The sequence below is a fragment of the Chitinophaga sp. genome, assembly GCF_019236475.1.
GTDB lineage: Bacteria > Bacteroidota > Bacteroidia > Chitinophagales > Chitinophagaceae > Chitinophaga.
This window is the reverse complement of record NZ_JAFAIX010000012.1, coordinates 133364-152308: the sequence shown is the minus strand read 5'-3', so window position 1 is coordinate 152308 and position 18945 is coordinate 133364. Positions and strand designations below refer to the sequence as shown.

General features: G+C 45.4%; 11 protein-coding genes. All 11 read left to right on the top strand.

The features are described 5' to 3' along the window. The first annotated feature begins 57 nt into the window (after nucleotides 1-57). The 11 genes from JO154_RS16695 to JO154_RS16645 all read left to right on the top strand — a co-directional run bounded on the left by JO154_RS16695 (nucleotide 58) and on the right by JO154_RS16645 (nucleotide 18940). Nucleotides 58-2382, top strand: coding sequence for an NADP-dependent malic enzyme (locus JO154_RS16695; RefSeq protein ID WP_291947561.1), 2325 nt, complete (start codon nucleotides 58-60; stop codon nucleotides 2380-2382). 113 nt (nucleotides 2383-2495) lie between these two features. Further along, a complete protein-coding gene (locus tag JO154_RS16690; RefSeq protein WP_291947558.1) occupies nucleotides 2496-3527 on the top strand; it encodes a hypothetical protein in 1032 nt (343 codons plus the stop codon). Between the two features lie 62 nt (nucleotides 3528-3589). Continuing rightward, on the top strand, nucleotides 3590-4333 hold the full coding sequence (locus tag JO154_RS16685) for an ABC transporter permease (RefSeq protein ID WP_291947556.1): 744 nt from the start codon (nucleotides 3590-3592) through the stop codon (nucleotides 4331-4333). A gap of 16 nt (nucleotides 4334-4349) precedes the next feature. After that, entirely contained in the window at nucleotides 4350-5183 is an 834-nt protein-coding gene (locus JO154_RS16680; protein WP_291947554.1) for an ATP-binding cassette domain-containing protein, read from the top strand. Between the two features lie 131 nt (nucleotides 5184-5314). Then, nucleotides 5315-6202 (top strand): succinate--CoA ligase subunit alpha, encoded by an 888-nt coding sequence (gene sucD / locus JO154_RS16675; protein ID WP_291947553.1) that lies wholly within the window; start codon nucleotides 5315-5317, stop codon nucleotides 6200-6202. 98 nt (nucleotides 6203-6300) lie between these two features. After that, nucleotides 6301-12354 (top strand): alpha-2-macroglobulin family protein, encoded by a 6054-nt coding sequence (locus JO154_RS16670; RefSeq protein ID WP_291947551.1) that lies wholly within the window; start codon nucleotides 6301-6303, stop codon nucleotides 12352-12354. 114 nt (nucleotides 12355-12468) lie between these two features. Next, a complete protein-coding gene (locus JO154_RS16665; protein ID WP_291947549.1) occupies nucleotides 12469-13530 on the top strand; it encodes an FAD-binding oxidoreductase in 1062 nt (353 codons plus the stop codon). A gap of 130 nt (nucleotides 13531-13660) precedes the next feature. Continuing rightward, complete coding sequence (gene aspS / locus JO154_RS16660) at nucleotides 13661-15424, top strand: aspartate--tRNA ligase (protein WP_291947547.1); 1764 nt, start codon at nucleotides 13661-13663, stop codon at nucleotides 15422-15424. 262 nt (nucleotides 15425-15686) lie between these two features. After that, nucleotides 15687-16226 carry a glucosaminidase domain-containing protein gene (locus tag JO154_RS16655; RefSeq protein WP_291947545.1) on the top strand — a complete coding sequence of 180 codons (540 nt, stop codon included), beginning with the start codon at nucleotides 15687-15689 and terminating at the stop codon, nucleotides 16224-16226. 58 nt (nucleotides 16227-16284) lie between these two features. Next, entirely contained in the window at nucleotides 16285-17724 is a 1440-nt protein-coding gene (locus JO154_RS16650) for a hypothetical protein (protein WP_291947543.1), read from the top strand. After that, nucleotides 17693-18940: a GDSL-type esterase/lipase family protein gene (locus JO154_RS16645; RefSeq protein WP_291947541.1), complete on the top strand. Its 1248-nt coding sequence runs from the start codon at nucleotides 17693-17695 to the stop codon at nucleotides 18938-18940. The genes JO154_RS16650 and JO154_RS16645 overlap by 32 nt, the downstream gene beginning before the upstream one ends. The last annotated feature ends 5 nt before the right edge of the window (nucleotides 18941-18945 follow it).

Genomic DNA, 18945 nt, shown 5'->3' with positions numbered 1-18945 from the left:
GGTCATACTGCAATAGTTCGTATATTGCACGCCCAATTACAACAATCTAAACTTGATATGGCAAAGAAACTGAACAAGCAGGATGCATTAGACTATCATGCAAAAGGCAGGCCGGGCAAAATTGAAGTAGTACCTACGAAAAATACCAAATCTCAATGGGATCTCTCCCTCGCTTACTCTCCAGGAGTAGCAGAACCATGTAAAGAGATTTTCAACGATGTAGAAAATGTGTACAAATACACTGCAAAGGGTAATCTGGTAGGCGTTATCAGCAATGGTACCGCTGTACTTGGATTAGGTGATATTGGTCCAGAAGCCGGCAAACCGGTGATGGAAGGTAAAGGTGTATTATTCAAAATCTTTGCAGACATTGACGTTTTTGATATTGAATTAAATGCAAAAGATCCGGATAGCTTTGTAGCTGCCGTAAAAGCGCTGGAGCCTACCTTCGGTGGTATTAACCTGGAGGACATTAAGAGTCCTGAGTGCTTTGAGATTGAAGAAAGACTGCGTAAAGAGCTGAAAATACCTGTAATGCACGACGACCAGCATGGTACGGCGATCATTTCAAGTGCGGCATTGCTCAACGGTCTGGAACTCGTAAAAAAGAAAATTGATAAGGTTAAGATCGTAGTAAACGGTGCTGGCGCCGCTGCTATGGCCTGTGTTCGCCTCTATTTAGCATTGGGTGCGAAGCTGGAAAACTTCATCTTATTTGATAAAGACGGTGTGTTGAACACCGCGCGTAAAGATCTTGGTCCAATGCACATGCAGTTTGCTACCAAGTCTAAAGTAAAAACCCTGGCAGAAGCGATGAAGGATGCGGATGTATTCCTGGGTCTTTCTGTAGGTAATGTGGTTACGCCGGAGATGATTAAGAGCATGGGTAAAAACCCAATTGTGATGGCAATGGCGAACCCTGATCCTGAAATTGCCTACGATACAGCAGTGGCAGCACGCCCAGATGTAATCATGGCTACAGGCCGTTCTGATTATCCTAACCAGGTTAACAACGTATTGGGTTTCCCTTACATCTTCCGTGGTGCCCTCGACGTAAGAGCTACTGAAATCAACGAGGAAATGAAACTCGCTGCCGTAAGAGCCCTGGCTGAACTGGCGAAATCTCCAGTTCCAGATATCGTGAACCTCGCTTACAATGAGAAGAATATCACCTTCGGTCCTAAATATATCATTCCAAAACCACTGGATCCTCGTTTGCTGAGCACCGTAGCACCAGCAGTTGCTAAAGCAGCTATGGACAGCGGTGTAGCGCATCATCCGATCACTGATTGGGATGCTTACAAACAGGAACTGAATAGCCGTCTGGGTCTGGATAATCAACTGTTCCGCGTGATCGGTACCAAAGCGCGCCGTGATCCAAGGAAAGTTGTATTCGCAGAAGCGGATAACATCAAGATCCTGAAAGCTGCCCAAGTTGTAAACGACGAAGGTATTGCTTATCCAATCCTGTTGGGTAATGAGGCACGTATCCGTGAACTCATGCGTGAACATTCCATCGAAATTGAAGATGTAGTAATCATCGATCCTAAGAGCGATGAAATGCAGGAAAAACGTCATCAGTTTGGTGAGCTGTTCTTCGAAAAACGCAAGCGCAAAGGATATAACATGTACGAAGCGAAGAAAGTAATGCGCGAGCGTAACTACTTCGGTTGTATGATGGTGGAAACTGGTGAGGCAGATGCACTGATCTCCGGTCTGACCCGCAAATACCCTGATACCATCCGTCCGGCGCTGCAAGTGATCGGTATGGAAGAAGGTGTAAACAAGGTGGCTGGTATGTATATCATCCAAACCAAACGTGGTCCGTTGTTCCTGGCAGATACTACCGTGAACTTCAATCCAACCGCGGAAGAACTGGCTGATATCACGCTGATGGTGGCAAAAGAAGTGCAACACTTCAACATCACCCCACGTATCGCGATGTTGTCTTACTCCAACTTCGGTTCCAGTCCAACCCCTGAGGCACAACTGGTAGCCAAAGCGCGTGAAATCGTGAAACAACGCAATCCATCCTTGATTGTTGACGGGGAAATCCAGGCTGCTATGGCCTTTAACAAAGAAATCCTGAAGGATAACTATCCGTTTACTGAACTGTTGGAAGGAGAAGTGAATACACTCATTTTCCCTAACCTGACTGCCGGTAACGTAGCTTATAACCTCCTGCAAGAAGTAGCTGGATTCGATGCTATCGGTCCTGTACTGCTGGGTATGAAAAAACCTGTACACATCCTGCAATTGGGCAGTACTGTACGCCAGATCGTGAACATGGTAAATATCGCGGTGGTGGATGCACAGGAGAAATGTTGCAGAGACAACAACAAAAAAGCTGAGGAGAAATCTAAAGGTAAAAAGAAGAAATAAGTCCAGCCGGATTATTAATAAAGCTATCAGCGTGAGGGTACGGGTCTCCCGTCATCTTCGCGCTGATGGCTTTTTTGCTTTATCCTCTCTGCATTTTGTGGTATATTTATCTCATGCAGGAAATTTCCAAAAAGAAGATCTTCTTCCCGATAAACCAGGCTTTCCGTAATTACCTCAAATTGTATGAACGGGAGATGAAGCTGCCGGTAGATTACCAGGAGCTCCGGTACTATGATTCTTCCATTCCATTATATGACAAGGAAGGGAAAGATACCCTCTGGGAAACGGTGTTCTATCCGCAAAGCATGATGGGCCCCATCCATGCCGGATTAAAGCGGATTTATTCCATTCTCAAAGCTGGCGGGGATCAAACAGCCGAAGAACACCTGCATATTGAGCGCATTGATTACTGTACATTCGGCAACAGTCATCCTTTCCGTATTAAGATCGTCAATAATTACAACGAAGTTTACGATTATTTTTATATCAAGATAGCCGATGCATCCCGCATCTATGGCCTCGAGTTGGAACATATCTTGTCTCCTTACTGGATGAACTACCTCATAGATGGTAATACCCTCGTGGAAGAGCATATTGCCGGTGTGCCCGGAGATCAGTTTATTCTGCATTGGCTGGAACGCCCTGAATTTAACCCTAAGCGCATCGCCAAAGAGTTTGTGAAATTTAATGAACGTTGCTTTGTGCGGCTACTAGGGGATATGCGGAGTTATAATTTCGTATTCGACATCACACCAGATTTCGATGATGTACAGTTTCGTATACGCGCTATTGATTTCGATCAGCAATTCTATGAAGGTAAGCGCACCTTATATATGCCACAATATTTCAAGGAGAACAGAGTGTTTGTAGACCTGGCGATAAAGCACCTGAATGCCGAAGTGGTAAAACAATACCAACAGGAAGAACGCGCCCTCATGGCCCGGCGTCTAAAAGTGCAGCGCCACAGGATCAAGGACCTGCGGGATGTTATCATGACAGATCGTGTATCCTTTCCCGAGAAGATCCACCAATTGGGTGAAGAGCTGGCGCAGTATTACCATGATCCAGTATTCGCGAGATGTAAATCTATGGGCGAAATTGTCGAGCGTAGCCTCAAACGCTTGCTGGTGAGCAGTTTGAAATAGGTGTGTGATTAAATCCGAAATTCGGATACGATTGAAAAAATCTGTCATATCTTTGGCCGGTTATGGAGTTTAAATTCTTCTATCATTTCGGAAACTATTTACTGATGCTGAAAGGCATGTTCTCCCGGCCGGAGAACGTGAAGATGTACTGGAAGCAATTCATGCAGCAATGTGTGGATATCGGCGTAGGGTCGTTTGGGATAGTGTTTATTATTTCGTTGTTCATGGGAGGTGTTACCACCCTGCAAACGGCCTACCAGTTGGTGAGCCCAATCATTCCTAAGAGTACAATTGCACAGGTAGTGCGAGATACTATTATCCTGGAATTCGCGCCAACCCTTACCAGTATTGTACTGGCAGGTGTAGTGGGTTCTAAAATAGCCTCTGAACTGGGTAATATGCGGGTATCCGAACAAATTGACGCCCTGGAAATAATGGGAATCAATACCAAAGGTTATCTGATCATGCCTAAAATTCTGGCTGGTTTACTGATGGTACCAGTACTAGTATGTATTTCCGGGTTTCTGGGAGTATGGGGCGGAAAGGAAGCTGGTGTGATGTCCGGTATTATTTCTGCAGATCAGTTCATTATGGGTTTGAGGCAGGAATTCCGCGCCTATAACGTATTCTTCGCATTGGCCAAATCATTCTCTTTTGGATGGATTATTACCAGCGTATCTGCTTATTACGGGTATAACGTAAGGGGAGGCGCCCTGGAAATTGGTCAGGCCAGTACCACCGCAGTAGTGGTGAGCTGCGTGCTTATTCTTTTTATGGACTACGCACTGACAGCCATATTGCTGTAAGTAATTACAATATATCATGATCGAACTGCAAGACATAAGAAAAAGCTTTGGAGATAAGGAGATATTAAAAGGGGTATCTGCTGTTATGGAATCTGGTAAGGTAAATCTTATCATCGGCTCCAGCGGCAGCGGAAAAACCGTGATGATGAAATGCATGGTAGGCTTGATTGAAGTGGATGCAGGCATCATTAAATATGATGGCCAGAACTTTACTGGGATGGACAACCATCAACGTAAGGAGATCCGCCAGAAAATCGGAATGCTTTTCCAAGGATCTGCTTTGTTCGATAGTATGACCGTTGAGCAAAATGTGATGTTCCCCCTGGATATGTTCGGAACGGGTAGCTATCGCGAAAAGAAAAAGCGGGTAGATGAATGTCTGGAACGCGTAAACCTGAGAGATGCTGCCAAAAAATTTCCTGCCGAGATTTCCGGAGGGATGAAAAAAAGGGTGGGTATTGCTCGCGCCATTGTGCTAAACCCGAAATACCTGTTCTGTGACGAACCTAACTCAGGTCTCGATCCACAGACTTCCCTGTTGATAGATCAGCTCATCAAGGAGCTCACCCAGGAGTATAATATCACCACTGTTATCAATACCCACGATATGAACACCGTTATGGAAAGCGGGGACAATATCGTGTATATGTACAAGGGCCAAAAACAGTGGGAAGGGACCAATAAGGATATCGTTTTCAGTAAAGATCAATTGCTGAATGATTTTATCTTCGCATCAGAATTCCTCCGTGAGGCCAAGGAAATGAGGCAGACAGACTTCTTCCGCAGCGGTAAATGGCGGGAAAGTCTGGGTAATGGGGGCGAAGAGAAAAAAGGGGCAGAGAAAAAATAGGCGATAAACAGTGTTTAGTATCCGGCTTTTATCGTGAAAGGTGCTAAATTGCAGAATTGTTCAAATCAGCTTATTTTTGCCACACAGCAGAATTAAACATATTAAAATAATAAACCAATAAAACAAGCGCGATGAGTGTTTTAGTTAATAAGGATAGTAAGGTGATTGTGCAGGGATTTACCGGTACTGAAGGTACTTTCCACGCCACACAGATGATCGATTACGGAACCAATGTAGTAGGTGGTGTTACACCAGGTAAAGGTGGTACTTCTCACCTGGAGCGCCCGGTATTCAATACCGTTGCGGATGCTGTTAAAGCAACCGGCGCCAACGTATCCATCATTTTTGTGCCGCCAGCATTTGCTGCCGACGCAATCATGGAAGCTGCTGAAGCAGGTGTTGCCCTGGTGGTATGTATCACAGAAGGTATCCCTGTTCAGGACATGGTTAAAGCTAAAAACTTCCTGGTAGGTTCTAATACTCGCCTCATCGGCCCTAACTGCCCTGGCGTTATCACTGCGGAAGAAGCGAAAGTAGGTATCATGCCTGGCTTCATCTTCAAAAAAGGTAAAATCGGTATCGTTTCTAAATCCGGTACTTTGACATACGAAGCTGCTGATCAGGTAGTTAAAGCTGGTCTGGGTGTATCTACCGCTATCGGTATTGGTGGAGACCCAATCATCGGTACACCAACCAAAGAAGCAGTAGAACTGCTGATGAACGATCCTGAAACCGAAGGTATCATCATGATTGGTGAAATCGGTGGTAGCATGGAAGCAGATGCTGCTCGTTGGATAAAAGAATTCGGTACTAAACCTGTGGTAGGCTTCATCGCTGGCCAGACTGCCCCTCCAGGCCGTCGTATGGGTCACGCTGGTGCGATTATCGGTGGTGCTGAAGATACTGCTGCTGCTAAAATGAAAATCATGGCAGAATGTGGTATTCACGTAGTAGAAAGCCCTGCTAACATTGGTAAAACAATGGCAGAAGTACTGAGCAAAAAAGCAGCGTTGGCTTAATTCAGTCGCTGTAAATTATATTTGGAAAGGTGGAGAGTAACGGGATTTTCCCTGTGCTTTCCACCTTTTCCCTTTTGTTAACGTAAATGTAACCCAATATGCGAGTCCTTGCAGCCTTATGCATTGTATTAACCTTTAGTGTACAAACTATCATGGCCCAATCCGATTACAATAATTCCTGGAAAGAAGTAGAACAATTGGTGACGAAAGGACTAACCTCCTCCGCGCTGAAGAAAACAGATGAAATCTATCAACAAGCCAAAGCTGCCAAAAATGAACAACAGGTGATCAAAGCCCTAGTGTATCAACTCCGCTTTGCAAGTGCCATCAAAGACAGTAGCCTGGAGTTTGGTATGGGCCGACTAAACAGTGAAATTAAGTCTGCCAACGGCCCGGCTAAAGCCATTCTCCAAAGTATGAAAGCAGAAGTCATGTGGACTTACCTGCGTCAGAACGCCTATATGATCCGCAATCGCACGGATGTAAAGGAGGATAAAAGCCTGGACATCCGCACCTGGTCTGCCAATAAGCTGCACGATACCATCACAGCAGAATATGCCGCTTCTCTCGCTCAGCCGGAATTACTGCAGCAACAAAAGTTATCTGCCTGGCCAGTAGTGATTGATCAAGGTAGCAATACCACCGGACTCATACCAACACTGTACGACCTGCTAGCTAATCGTGCTATCAATTACTACAAATCAGGTATAAATGATCTCAATAAGCCGGCTAACCAATTTGAATTGACCGACCCTGCAGCGTTTGCGCCAGCCGCCACTTATGTGGCTCATACCTTCACTACTTCAGATGATGCTAGCCTGCAATTCAAAGCCCTTCAATTATTCCAGGACCTGATTCGGTTTCACCTGAATGATGAAGATAAAAGCGCCCTTGCCAATGTGGATGTAAGCCGTATTCAATATGTGAACCAGATCAGTGTAGCATCCGATAAAAAACAGTTGTATGAACAGGCGCTCCAACAAATGTACGAGACGTATAAGAGCAACCCCGAATCCGGTGAAGTAGCAGTATTACTAGTACAATCCCGTATCGCGGATATTAACATGTACGACTATACGCAATCCGCTATACCTGGCAATAAAGCGCGACTGCAAGCAGCTTTGACGCTCTGCGATCAAGTAATTAAAGTATTTCCTAAAAGTCCTGGCGCTGCGGATGCCTATAACTTGAAACAGTCCATCCTACAAAAGACACTGGGACTAACTGTAGAAAAAGTAAACGTACCTGGTCAGGCGCTGCGTATCCTGACGAAATATAGAAACCTGAATAAAGTATACCTCCGATTGTTGTCTGTACCAGAAGAGGTAACAAAGAAAGATGGCGCCTTTCAGCCATACCAGGATAAAACCAAACAGGCGATCCGCCAGTTGATGACCACTAATACGGTACGCACCTGGAGTCAGGACCTGCCTGCTGGCGATGATCATATGTCGCATATGGTAGAATTAAAGGTAGACGCGCTTCAATCGGGCCTCTATGTTCTGCTCATTAGTGATAATGAACAGTTCCCAATGGAAGATGCTATCACTGCCGGACATCTATTTACCGTCTCCAATATTGCTTTCATGAGCAGCGATTCCCTGGTATATGCGTTGAATCGTACTACTGGCGAGCCTTTGCCCAATGCAACAGTTGAATTGTGGACAATTCCGAGTGGGCAGTCAAAAACTCCCTCAAAACTGGCTTTCACAGGAAAAACAGATAATAACGGGAAGATAAACATCCGCTATAAGGTAAAAGACGCCGCTGATAAATGGATGAAGTGGACCTATAAGCAGGATGTATTACTGCTGCCTAACTACTATAATTATGCATTCCAGATAAGTGATTATCAGCACGAAGTATATCCAGAGAAAGCCCCAACACCTGAGGTATTCTTCTTCACCGACAGAGGATTATATCGTCCGGGACAAACCCTTTATTTCAAAGGAATTGTACTGCAAAAAGAAAAGAATACGAACGATGCGCATGTGGTGACGGATTTCAAAACAGCGGTACAATTACATGATGCGAATGGGGAATTAGTGGATTCTGTAGAAGTAAGTGCAAATGAATTCGGCGCATTCTCCGGTAAGCTTACCGTGCCAACCGGCCGCATCACTGGCGTTTATTCCTTACTCTCCACACATAATGAAGGTAGGTCTTACTTCAATGTAGAGGAGTATAAACGTCCAAAGTTTGAAGTGACGTTCGAAGATATTAAACAGGTGTATCGTGTAGGCGACACCGTTACTGCAAATGGAAAGGCAATCGCATTTGCTGGCAATAACATTGACAATGCTGCTGTTACTTATCGCGTGGTGCGTAGAACGCATTTCCCATACCCATGGATACGCAGTTGGAAACCCATGAATATATCTTCGCGGGAAATTAGTAATGGGAAGACAACCACCGATGCCAACGGAAAGTTCTCCATTCAGTTCCCTGCAATACCCGACAGATCTGCGGATACTGCTGTGATGCCTTATTTCACCTATGAAGTAATAGTGGATGTTACGGATATTAACGGTGAAACCCGCAGTGGCACACAGTCTATCAATGCTGGCTATAAAAGCATTGTGGCGACTGTAGATATCCCGTCTTCTACCACGGCCACGGCATTGAATAAAATTAAAGTAGCTACTAATAACCTGAACGGTCAATTTGAACCCGCGTCTCTCCATCTCCAACTCCTGCCAATACAGCCGGAAAAACGTTTAATGAGGGCGCGTTACTGGAATACGCCAGATCAGTTTGTCTATTCAAAAGAGGAATATGTAAAATTATTTCCACTGGATGTTTATAAGAACGAAGACGAGTTGGATGCATGGCCTACACTGCCTGCGGTGTACGATCAAAAGCTCCAAAGCTCCAAAGATGGGGTCATACAACCTGGCTTCCCTAAACTGAAACCTGGTTATTACAGACTGGAAGTGACGGCCACGCCTGGTGATAGCCAGACCGTTGTACAGAAAGCGACGTTCCAAGTAGTAGATGAAAATAATCCTGCCATGGATTATCCACAGTATGCTTGGGTATATACACCTGAAAAGGATTATGAAATCGGCCAAACAGCTTCTGTAAAACTGGCAACTGCAAAAGATGCCTACGTGCTGGAAGAAATGATGAGGCCTGAGTCTGAAACGGAGATTTCCACTTTCCATTTGAAAGGTGAAACCAACAGGCAATATAAGATTACTGGAAAGGATGCTAATAGTGTGCAATACAGGTACTCTTGGGTAAGGGATAACCGTTTCTGTTCTACAAGCGTAGCATTCCATATATCTACTGAGGATAAAGACCTGAAAATAGAACTGGCGGCACATCGTAACAAACTGTTGCCTGGTGAGAAAGAAAAATGGTCAGTGCATATTTCAGGAAAAAAAGCAGACAAAGTATCTGCTTCTTTCTTGGCTGCGATGTATGATGCATCGTTGGATGCTATACATCCGTTCAGATGGTCCCTGCCAGGTTATACCATTAGTGATTTTGTAAAACAAGGCCTCGCAATGAATGATAACAGCGGTGTGGAAGAAGGCGTTGTTTATGGAAATTATAACCTTGACCATAAGTTTGTGCAACAGCAATATCCTGGCATTAATTGGTACGGTTGGGATCTGGTACTAGAAGGTAGAAGCAGAAGAATTTTAATCAGGGGAATGGCTTCACCAGCCGCTGCGGGTGCTCCTGCACCAGCTCCTGTTATGAGAAAAGCTAAAGCGGACGATGCCGCTGATGTGATGCATGAAGCGGCAATGAGTAATGTAAAATGGGAAGAGCAGTCTGCTACGGCAGCGGAGACGCAATCTGGTGAAACCGTTCCAGTTAAAGCTCGTACCAATTTTAATGAAACCGCTTTCTTCTATCCTGATTTAAGAACGGATAAAGATGGGAATGTTTCTTTCGAATTCACCATGCCAGAAGCCCTTACCAAATGGAAGTTCCAAGGACTCGCGCATACACAGCAAGCAGCATTTGGCTTGAAAACGGAGGAAATCGTTACGCAGAAAACCTTGATGGTGCAGCCATTTGCTCCAAGATTTATGCGGGAAGGAGATAAGATGAACTTCACTGCCAAAATCAGTAACCTGGCTGATTCACAGTTGATAGGTCAGGCGAGACTCGAACTGCTCGATGCCAATACCATGCAACCAGTGGATGGCTGGTTCCAGAATATATTCCCCGTGCAACACTTTACCGCAAAAGCTGGTCAAAGTACACAGGTATCTTTCCCTATTCAGATTCCTAACGGTTATGGCAGTACGTTGATTTACCGCATTACTGCACAGGCAGGCAACTTCAGCGATGGGGAAGAAAATGCAATTCCTGTACTCACCAATCGCATGCTGGTAACAGAGTCTATGACCATAGCGATGCAAGGCGATGGTCGTAAATCAATGAACTTCAAGAAACTGGAGGAAAGCGCGTCTTCACAAACATTACAACAACATGCGCTGACAGTAGAATACACGGCCAATCCAGCCTGGTATGCGGTGCAGGCACTGCCTTACCTGATGGAGTTTCCGCACGACTGCGCTGAGCAAGTGTTTAACAGGTACTATGCAAATACGCTGGCCGCATGGATTGTAAAACAACAACCAGCCATTGCGCAGATTTTTGAGAAATGGAAGACAGCCGATACCAGTGCCCTCATGAGTAATCTGGAGAAAAATGAGGATCTCAAATCGGTGCTGTTACAACAAACACCTTGGGTACTGGATGCTAAAAATGAAAATGCACAACGTCACCGGATTGCTACATTGTTCGATGCCGCTACTGTTACTACTGCCGGAGATAAAGCGTTGCAGCAACTGGCTGGAAAACAAAGCGATAATGGCGCATTCCCTTGGTTTACCGGCATGTGGGAAGATAGATACATCACCCAATATATTGTGGCGGGTATTGGTCGTTTGAACCAGCTTACCCACAGCACCAATAGCCAGACCTCTGCCATTGCAGATAAAGCCATTGAGTACTTGGATGGTAGGGTAGTAGAGGAATACCAGCGTAGTCTTAAACAGAAAGAGAAACTGGGTCTCGGCGGACTGGATATTCAATATCTATACGCAAGGAGTTTCTTCGATAAACCGAAATCAGCCGCTTTAACCACCGCCTGGAATTACTACGTGGGCCTGGCGAAGAAGGACTGGACCAAGTTTGGCTTGTATGAAAAAGCGATGACGGCATTGCTGTTGAATCGCCTGAACGACAAGGTAACGGCTACGGCTATACTGAAATCACTGAAGGAAAATGCCATCGTGTCTCCCGAAATGGGAATGTACTGGAAAAACAATACCGGTGGTTATTACTGGAATCAAGCTATGGTGGAAACACAGTCCCTGCTGATTGAAGTATTTTCAACCGTTGGTAATGACAAGAAAGCCGTTGGAGAGATGAAAACCTGGCTGCTGAAAAACAAGCAAACCAATAATTGGAGCACCACCAAAGCCACTGCCGACGGCTGTTACGCCATGTTGATAGGTGGTGATAACTGGCTGGCAGCTACACCAGATGTGAACATTGCCCTGGGATCAACGGAAATCCACGCCGCTGAAGAGAAAGCAGAAGCGGGTACCGGCTATCTCCGCAAACAATATGAGGCTAAAGCAGTAAAACCAGAAATGGGTAAAATTACTGTTGAGGTCAAAGGTAGTAAAGGACAACCTTCCTGGGGAGCTGTGTACTGGCAGTACTTTGAACAACTGGATAAAATTACCGCAGCGGCCACTCCGTTGTCTATTGAAAAGCAGTTGTATAAAGAAGTCAATTCAGATAAAGGCCCTGTGCTAACACAACTGAGCGATGGCAATCAACTGAAAGTAGGAGATAAGTTGAAAGTACGCATCGTACTACGCTCCGATAGAAATATGGAATACATCCATCTGAAAGACATGCGGGCAGCGGCTTTTGAGCCAGTGAATGTATTGAGTACCGCTAAATGGCAAGATGGTCTCAGTTATTATGAAAGCACTAAAGATGCTAGCACTGACTTCTTCTTTAGTAATCTGCCGAAAGGAACCTGGGTGTTTGAATATCCGATGTTCGTAACGCATGAAGGTACCTTCTCCAACGGCGTAGCTACGGCGCAATGCATGTATGCGCCTGAGTTTAGCGCACATAGTGAAGGCATTACAGTGAAAGTCACAGAATAACAAAGCTTTTCTATCTATCGTCCCTGCCTTCTGGGCAGGGACGATATTAAAACCAAAAAGGAATTGACGTCGCAGACGTCAATTCCTTTTTGGTTTTAATACCTTCGCAGGGACATGAAAAAAGTAGATTGTATAATCGTTGGACAAGGCATTGCTGGTACTATGTTGAGTTGGTTCCTCTTACAGGAAGGCTTTAGCGTACTGGTAATTGATGATGGAAAAAAGAACAGTGCATCGCGTGTGGCAGCAGGAATCATTAATCCTGTTTCTGGAAGAAGATTCGAGCCCGCATGGATGTACGATGAGATTTATCCCTTTGCCAAAACGACATATGCCGAATTGTCTGCTTTACTGAAAGTAAATATATTAACCGAGCGCAATTTGTGGACGGTATTCCCCTCCGAACAGCTTCGGGATGCTTTCAATGCTAAGGCTGGTAAAGGAAGCAACGAGAAATACACGACGATTCCACAGACCCTACAATATGGGGAATATCTGAAACAACCACTCGGCGCCGCTATTATTAAAGGAGGCACCGTGAACTTAAAAGAGTTCCTCCCTGCTTATAGACAGTTTTTGGAAAATAAGGAGGCCTTACTGCCCGTCCATTTTGAACTGGATGCCCTGGAAATCATTAGCCATGATGAGGTCAGATATGGCGAATACAGCGCGAAACGGATTATTTTCTGTGATGGTGCCGCCGGGGCAACTAACCCTTATTTCCAAGCAATTAAGTTTCTGCCAAATAAAGGAGAAGTACTAATGATCCGGATCCCCGGCTTGGAAACTTCGGATATTATTAAAAAAAGCATTACGTTAGTGCCTCAATCGGAGGGGGTATTTTGGGCAGGGGCTTCTTTCGCCTGGAATTATCCGGATGAATTGCCCACGCCGGAACAGCGAGCTCATTTGGAAGAAAAAATAGAGCAGTTGTTACTAGTACCTTACGAAGTAACAGACCATCTGGCGGCAGTGCGCCCTTCCGGCGACGATCGCCGGCCTATTGTAGGCTTCCATCCCGAATATCCCGCTTTGGGCGTATTCAATGGGCTGGGTACCAAAGGATGTTCTCTGGCGCCTTTGATGGCAGCTCATTTTGCCAAAGTGATCGGGAATAAAGAAGATTTAATGGCGGAGATCGCTGTAAATAGATATTTTAACAGACCCCGGCGCTAAAATCCAGCGATCAAAACGTATCTTTGCTCCCCCTCGCGGGCATGGCGGAAGCGTTGGATGAAGCACCTGACAACAGTGAACTGCTTCCCCGGGATTCAACCATATAATTCATAAAATCAATTATTTACGCATGTACAGGACGCACACTTGCGGAGAACTCAGAATGGAACATGTTGGTCAGCAAGTGACGCTGGCCGGCTGGGTACAAGTAATCAGGAAAATCAGCGCTAGTCTCAGCTTCGTGGATCTGCGCGATCGTTATGGTCTTACTCAGCTCGTTATCGGAGATCAGCTCCTGGCAAAATTCAGCGAACAACCGCTGGGACGCGAATTCGTTATTCAAGCCAAAGGAGTAGTGAGAGAACGCTCTAATAAAAACCCGGAAATGTCTACCGGAGATATTGAGATCGTCCTGGATGATTATACCGTCCTGAATGGCTCTAAAGTGCCTCCCATTTCCATTATGGAAGGTGCGAACGACAGTGACGAGCTGCGTATGAAATACCGCTACCTCGACCTGCGTAGAAATGCTATCAAACAAAACCTGGAACTGCGCTACCGCGTAGGACGTGAAGCACGTAACTACCTGCATACCCAGGGATTTATGGATATAGAAACACCTTTCCTGATCAAATCTACTCCGGAAGGTGCACGCGACTTCGTGGTACCTAGTCGTATGAACGCCAATGAGTTCTACGCTCTGCCACAGTCTCCACAAACATTCAAACAACTCCTGATGGTGAGCGGATACGACCGTTACTATCAGATCGTGAAATGTTTCCGCGATGAGGACCTCCGTGCAGATCGTCAGCCGGAATTCACACAGATCGATTGTGAAATGAGCTTTGTGGAGCAGGAAGATATCCTGAACACTTTCGAAAATATGTTGAAGCATATCTTCAGGGAAATCAAGGGAATAGATATGAAAGATCCATTCCCACGCATGACCTTCGATGATGCAATGGAATACTACGGTAACGATAAACCGGATATCCGTTTCGAAATGAAACTGGTAACGATGAACGAAACCGTTAAGAATAAAGGATTTAAAGTATTTGACGACGCGGAATTGGTGGTAGCCATCAATGCCAAAGGTTGTGCGGAATATACCCGTAAGCAACTGGATGAGCTGACAGATTGGGTAAAACGCCCTCAAATCGGCATGAGCGGACTCATCTACGTTAAACATAATACAGACGGTACCCTGAAATCTTCAGTAGATAAGTTCTTCAATGAAGAGCAACTAAAAGAATGGGCTGCTAAAACCGGTTCCCAACCTGGTGATCTGATCCTGGTACTGGCCGGTAGAGAAGAGCGTACACGTAAGGCTATGAGCGAACTCCGCCTGGAAATGGGCGAACGCCTCGGCCTCCGCGATAAAAATGTATTTGCTCCACTCTGGGTGATCGACTTCCCGCTGTTTGAGTACGCAGAAGAAGAAAACCGTTGGGTAGCTCGTCACCATCCGTTCACTTCTCCTAAACCAGAACAGATTGCCCTCATGGACGATCTGTCACAATATGGCAAAATCAAGGCAAACGCTTACGATATCGTACTGAACGGTACCGAAATCGGCGGTGGTTCCATCCGTATCTTCCAGCGCGACCTACAAGAGAAAATGTTTGCAGCGCTGGGTATGTCAGACGAAGAAGCTGCTCATAAATTCGGCTTCCTGCTGGGTGCGTTTGAATACGGTGCACCTCCTCACGGTGGTATTGCATTCGGTTTCGACCGTCTGTGCTCCCTGCTGGGTGGCAGCGAAAGTATCCGCGACTTCATCGCCTTCCCGAAAAATAATTCCGGTCGCGATGTGATGCTGGATGCGCCTGCTGCTATTGATGATTACCAATTGGAGGAGTTACACATCAGCTTGGTTAAACAGGAACCGGCATAGTATTTGCACCTATCCCGGCTTTCAAAATAGAAACATCCCCTTTGATATGGCTTGAGGCTGCATCAAAGGGGATTGGCATAATTATAGGGAACAATATTTTTTAACAAGAATTTAACTGAAGAGTAGCGAGAAGAGGAAAGACGTATTATTTAATTTTTTAAAGTAATATTGCGATGTTTTACATCGTTGATATGTGAGGTAAGAAATGATGCTGAAAACAAACATGAAATCTTCACCAGTAACAACTACCAAAACTAAGCTTATGGGACGTTTAAGATCAACCAAAAGCAAAGTTGCGACTTGGATCTGTGCGGTGTTTTTATTGCTAATGCTCAGCAATGTTGGGTTTGCGCAACAATCAACAAGCGATTATTTGAAAAAATTTAAACCTGTTTCAGTAGAATTGATGCAGGAAACAGGGATTCCCGCTAGTGTAATTTTAGGAATTGCGATGTTAGAATCTGGTACTGGAACCAGTAAAAATGCTAAATTGCTGCACAATCATTTTGGCATTGTCGGCAAGAACAATCTGTCACAAACTAACCCCGGGCATAAATCCCGTTATAAACAGTATTTGTCAGATGTAGCTTCCTACGAACACTTTGTACAGTTGTTAACCAAAAAGAAATGGTATACAACTTTGCAGGGAAACATGGAGTATACTACATGGTTAAATAAAATGAACCATAGTGGCTATTCTTCCGCAGGCCAAGAATGGATAAAAAGAGTGACAAATATTATTAACCGTTACAAACTTTACAAGCTGGATGCAGCCGTGGGCAACATCGCAAGCGGGTCTTAACTAGAAACTATGCCACTTGCTGCCAGGATGCAGTCGGTAATTCGATATAACCGTGTCCATGAATAAGATGCCTGGCAAGAATAAGGCAGCCTACCCATTCCTGATAATAGCAGGATCTCTGGCTTGCCTAGTGGCTTTATCTCAGCTGAATATCAGCTTTTCATTTAAAGATTTTCAATTCAGGAAACTGGATATGTTGTCTGATTTAAGGACTTCATCTCCTGCCGACCATACTAATAGGCCTGCCCTTGCCGCTAAAACCGGTGATGGCAGGCCTTCTGCTGCCGACTCGGCTGTCGCCGTAAAAGACAGTAGCGGCACAGTGACCGTACTGCCCAATCCGGATGCACATCATGATTATATGTCGTACACCGGTATTATGCAGTATGCCAGCGCCCAATACGGCGAAGACGCTGCAGGCATGAACGCATTCTACCGCGCCCTCGCTGAACTGAAAGCGGGCAAACGGAAGAAAGTACGCATTGCCTACTTCGGCGACTCCATGATTGAAGGGGATCTCATCACCGGCGATCTGCGCGATAGCCTCCAACAATTCTTCGGCGGCCAAGGAGTGGGATTTGTTCCCATTACCTCTGTAGTGGCCTCTTTCAGAACAACTATTACCCACACTTTCTCGAAAGACTGGAAAGACTATAACTATAAAAATTCACCTCCATCCAGCATAGGTCTCGGACTTTCTGGGCATACTTTCGTTCCTGGATCTGCCAGTTGGGCAAGATTTGCACCAGTGAAAAAAGCAAGACTAGATAAGTTCGACGAAATTTCCATTCTCTTCGGACCTACCGCAGGAACTGGCGTTACAGTGAACGATAAAGGTTATACCCTTTCCGGTAATGCAGAGGTAAACCGTATGGACCTCCGTCAGGATACTGGTCAGCAAACCATCACCCTCAAATATACCAACGGCAATGCCAGTCCTTTCTATGGTGTATGCTTTGAAACAGATAACGGGGTGTATGTGGATAACTATTCCTTCAGAGGAATCAGCGGTGTGGAATTAGGACACCTCTCTGCTGACATGGTGCGCAAGATGCAACAAGAACGTCATTATGACCTGGTAGTGCTGCACTACGGCGCCAACGTATTATGGCGTCCGGAACTGACAGACTATAGCTGGTATCAACGTCCAATGAACAAGGTAATGGATTCTCTCCGTAATGATTTTCCTGCTACCTCTTTCCTAATCATTGGTACTGCGGATAAATCCTATAAGAAAGGAGATCATTATGTAACCGCTCCAGGTGTGGAAGCGCTGTTATCTGTACAACATGATCTGGCTGCCGACCACGGAACTGCCTACTGGAACCTTTATGCCGCTATGGGTGGAGAAGGATCAATGGTGAAATGGGTGGAAAGTGATACCCCTAGTGCAAATAAAGACTATACACACTTTAACAGATTAGGAGCATCGAAGGTCGCTTCCATGCTCTATAAAGCTATTATGGATGAATATAGGCAGAAAAATAATATCCAGTAGTATCACCCTCCTGATGCTGATGGCCGGTAATGCCGCCATGGCACAGGGTTTTAGTGGAGATAATGCGATCTCTCAGGATACAGCGCTGAACCGTTTTTTCAATGCTTTAACGCATGCGGATACCGGCGTGGTATCTGTATTGCACCTGGGCGATTCCCATGTGCAAGCAGGATACTTCCCACAAACAAATGGCGCTTTACTGCAAGGACAGTTTGGGAATGCTGGTCGGGGATTCGTTTTCCCGTATAACCTAGCCGGCACCAATGGCCCGGAAGACTATCGCTGGTCTAGCCCAGTGAAATGGAGCATGGAGAGGGTAGTAGATCGCTACAAATCACCAGTACTCGGCCCTGGCGCTATCGTTATCAGTACGAATAACATGCCACCGGCACTCAGCTTCATCGGTAAACAGGATAGTTTCCAGGAAACTTCCTTCAATGAGGCGCAGCTCTTCTACGATCCAGGAAATGACTCTACTACAGTTGTTGCCGGTACTGCGGATGTGATTATAACGCCGCGTCCTTTTACGGGGTCTCCTACCATGACCCAGGCTACACTGAGCTTCAGAGATCAACAACAGATATTTTCCGCAAGGTTTGAAAATACCGCTAGGTCATCTTTCCGCTTTTATGGGGCTTTCCTTAGTAATGGTAAACCTGGTGTGATCTACAGCAGCATAGGTATCAATGGCGCCATGTACCAGCATTACAATGATAATAGTAATATCCTGCTGGCTGATATGGCTGCGATCAAACCGCAACTGGTCATCATTTCCCTTGGTACGAATGAAGCCTATGGGAAATTTGATGCTTTCGCCTTCAGGACTGAAATCGATAAAACGGTATCGCTGATCAGACAGCAGAATCCGGCAGTTTGCATACTGCTCACCACTCCGCCTGATTGCATGCGCGTTATCTATACACATTCCCGTAAAAAGGTCAGGGGTAGATGGAGAAAGATTACCAAAACCTCCATTACTCCCAATCCATATATCGCAATGGCTACCCAGCAAATTGAAGGCTATGCCCGTGAACACGGACTTGCCTGCTGGAACTTTAATGCAGTCAATAAACTGCAACGTGCCAGGTTCAGTGGCCTCTGGGCGCCAGATCACGTACATTTCAGCGTGAAAGGCTATCAGCTCCAAGGACAACTGCTGAATGAAGCATTACAAGTAGCCTTTAAAAAATACACGGCAACAAAGAAAACTTACTAGCATCC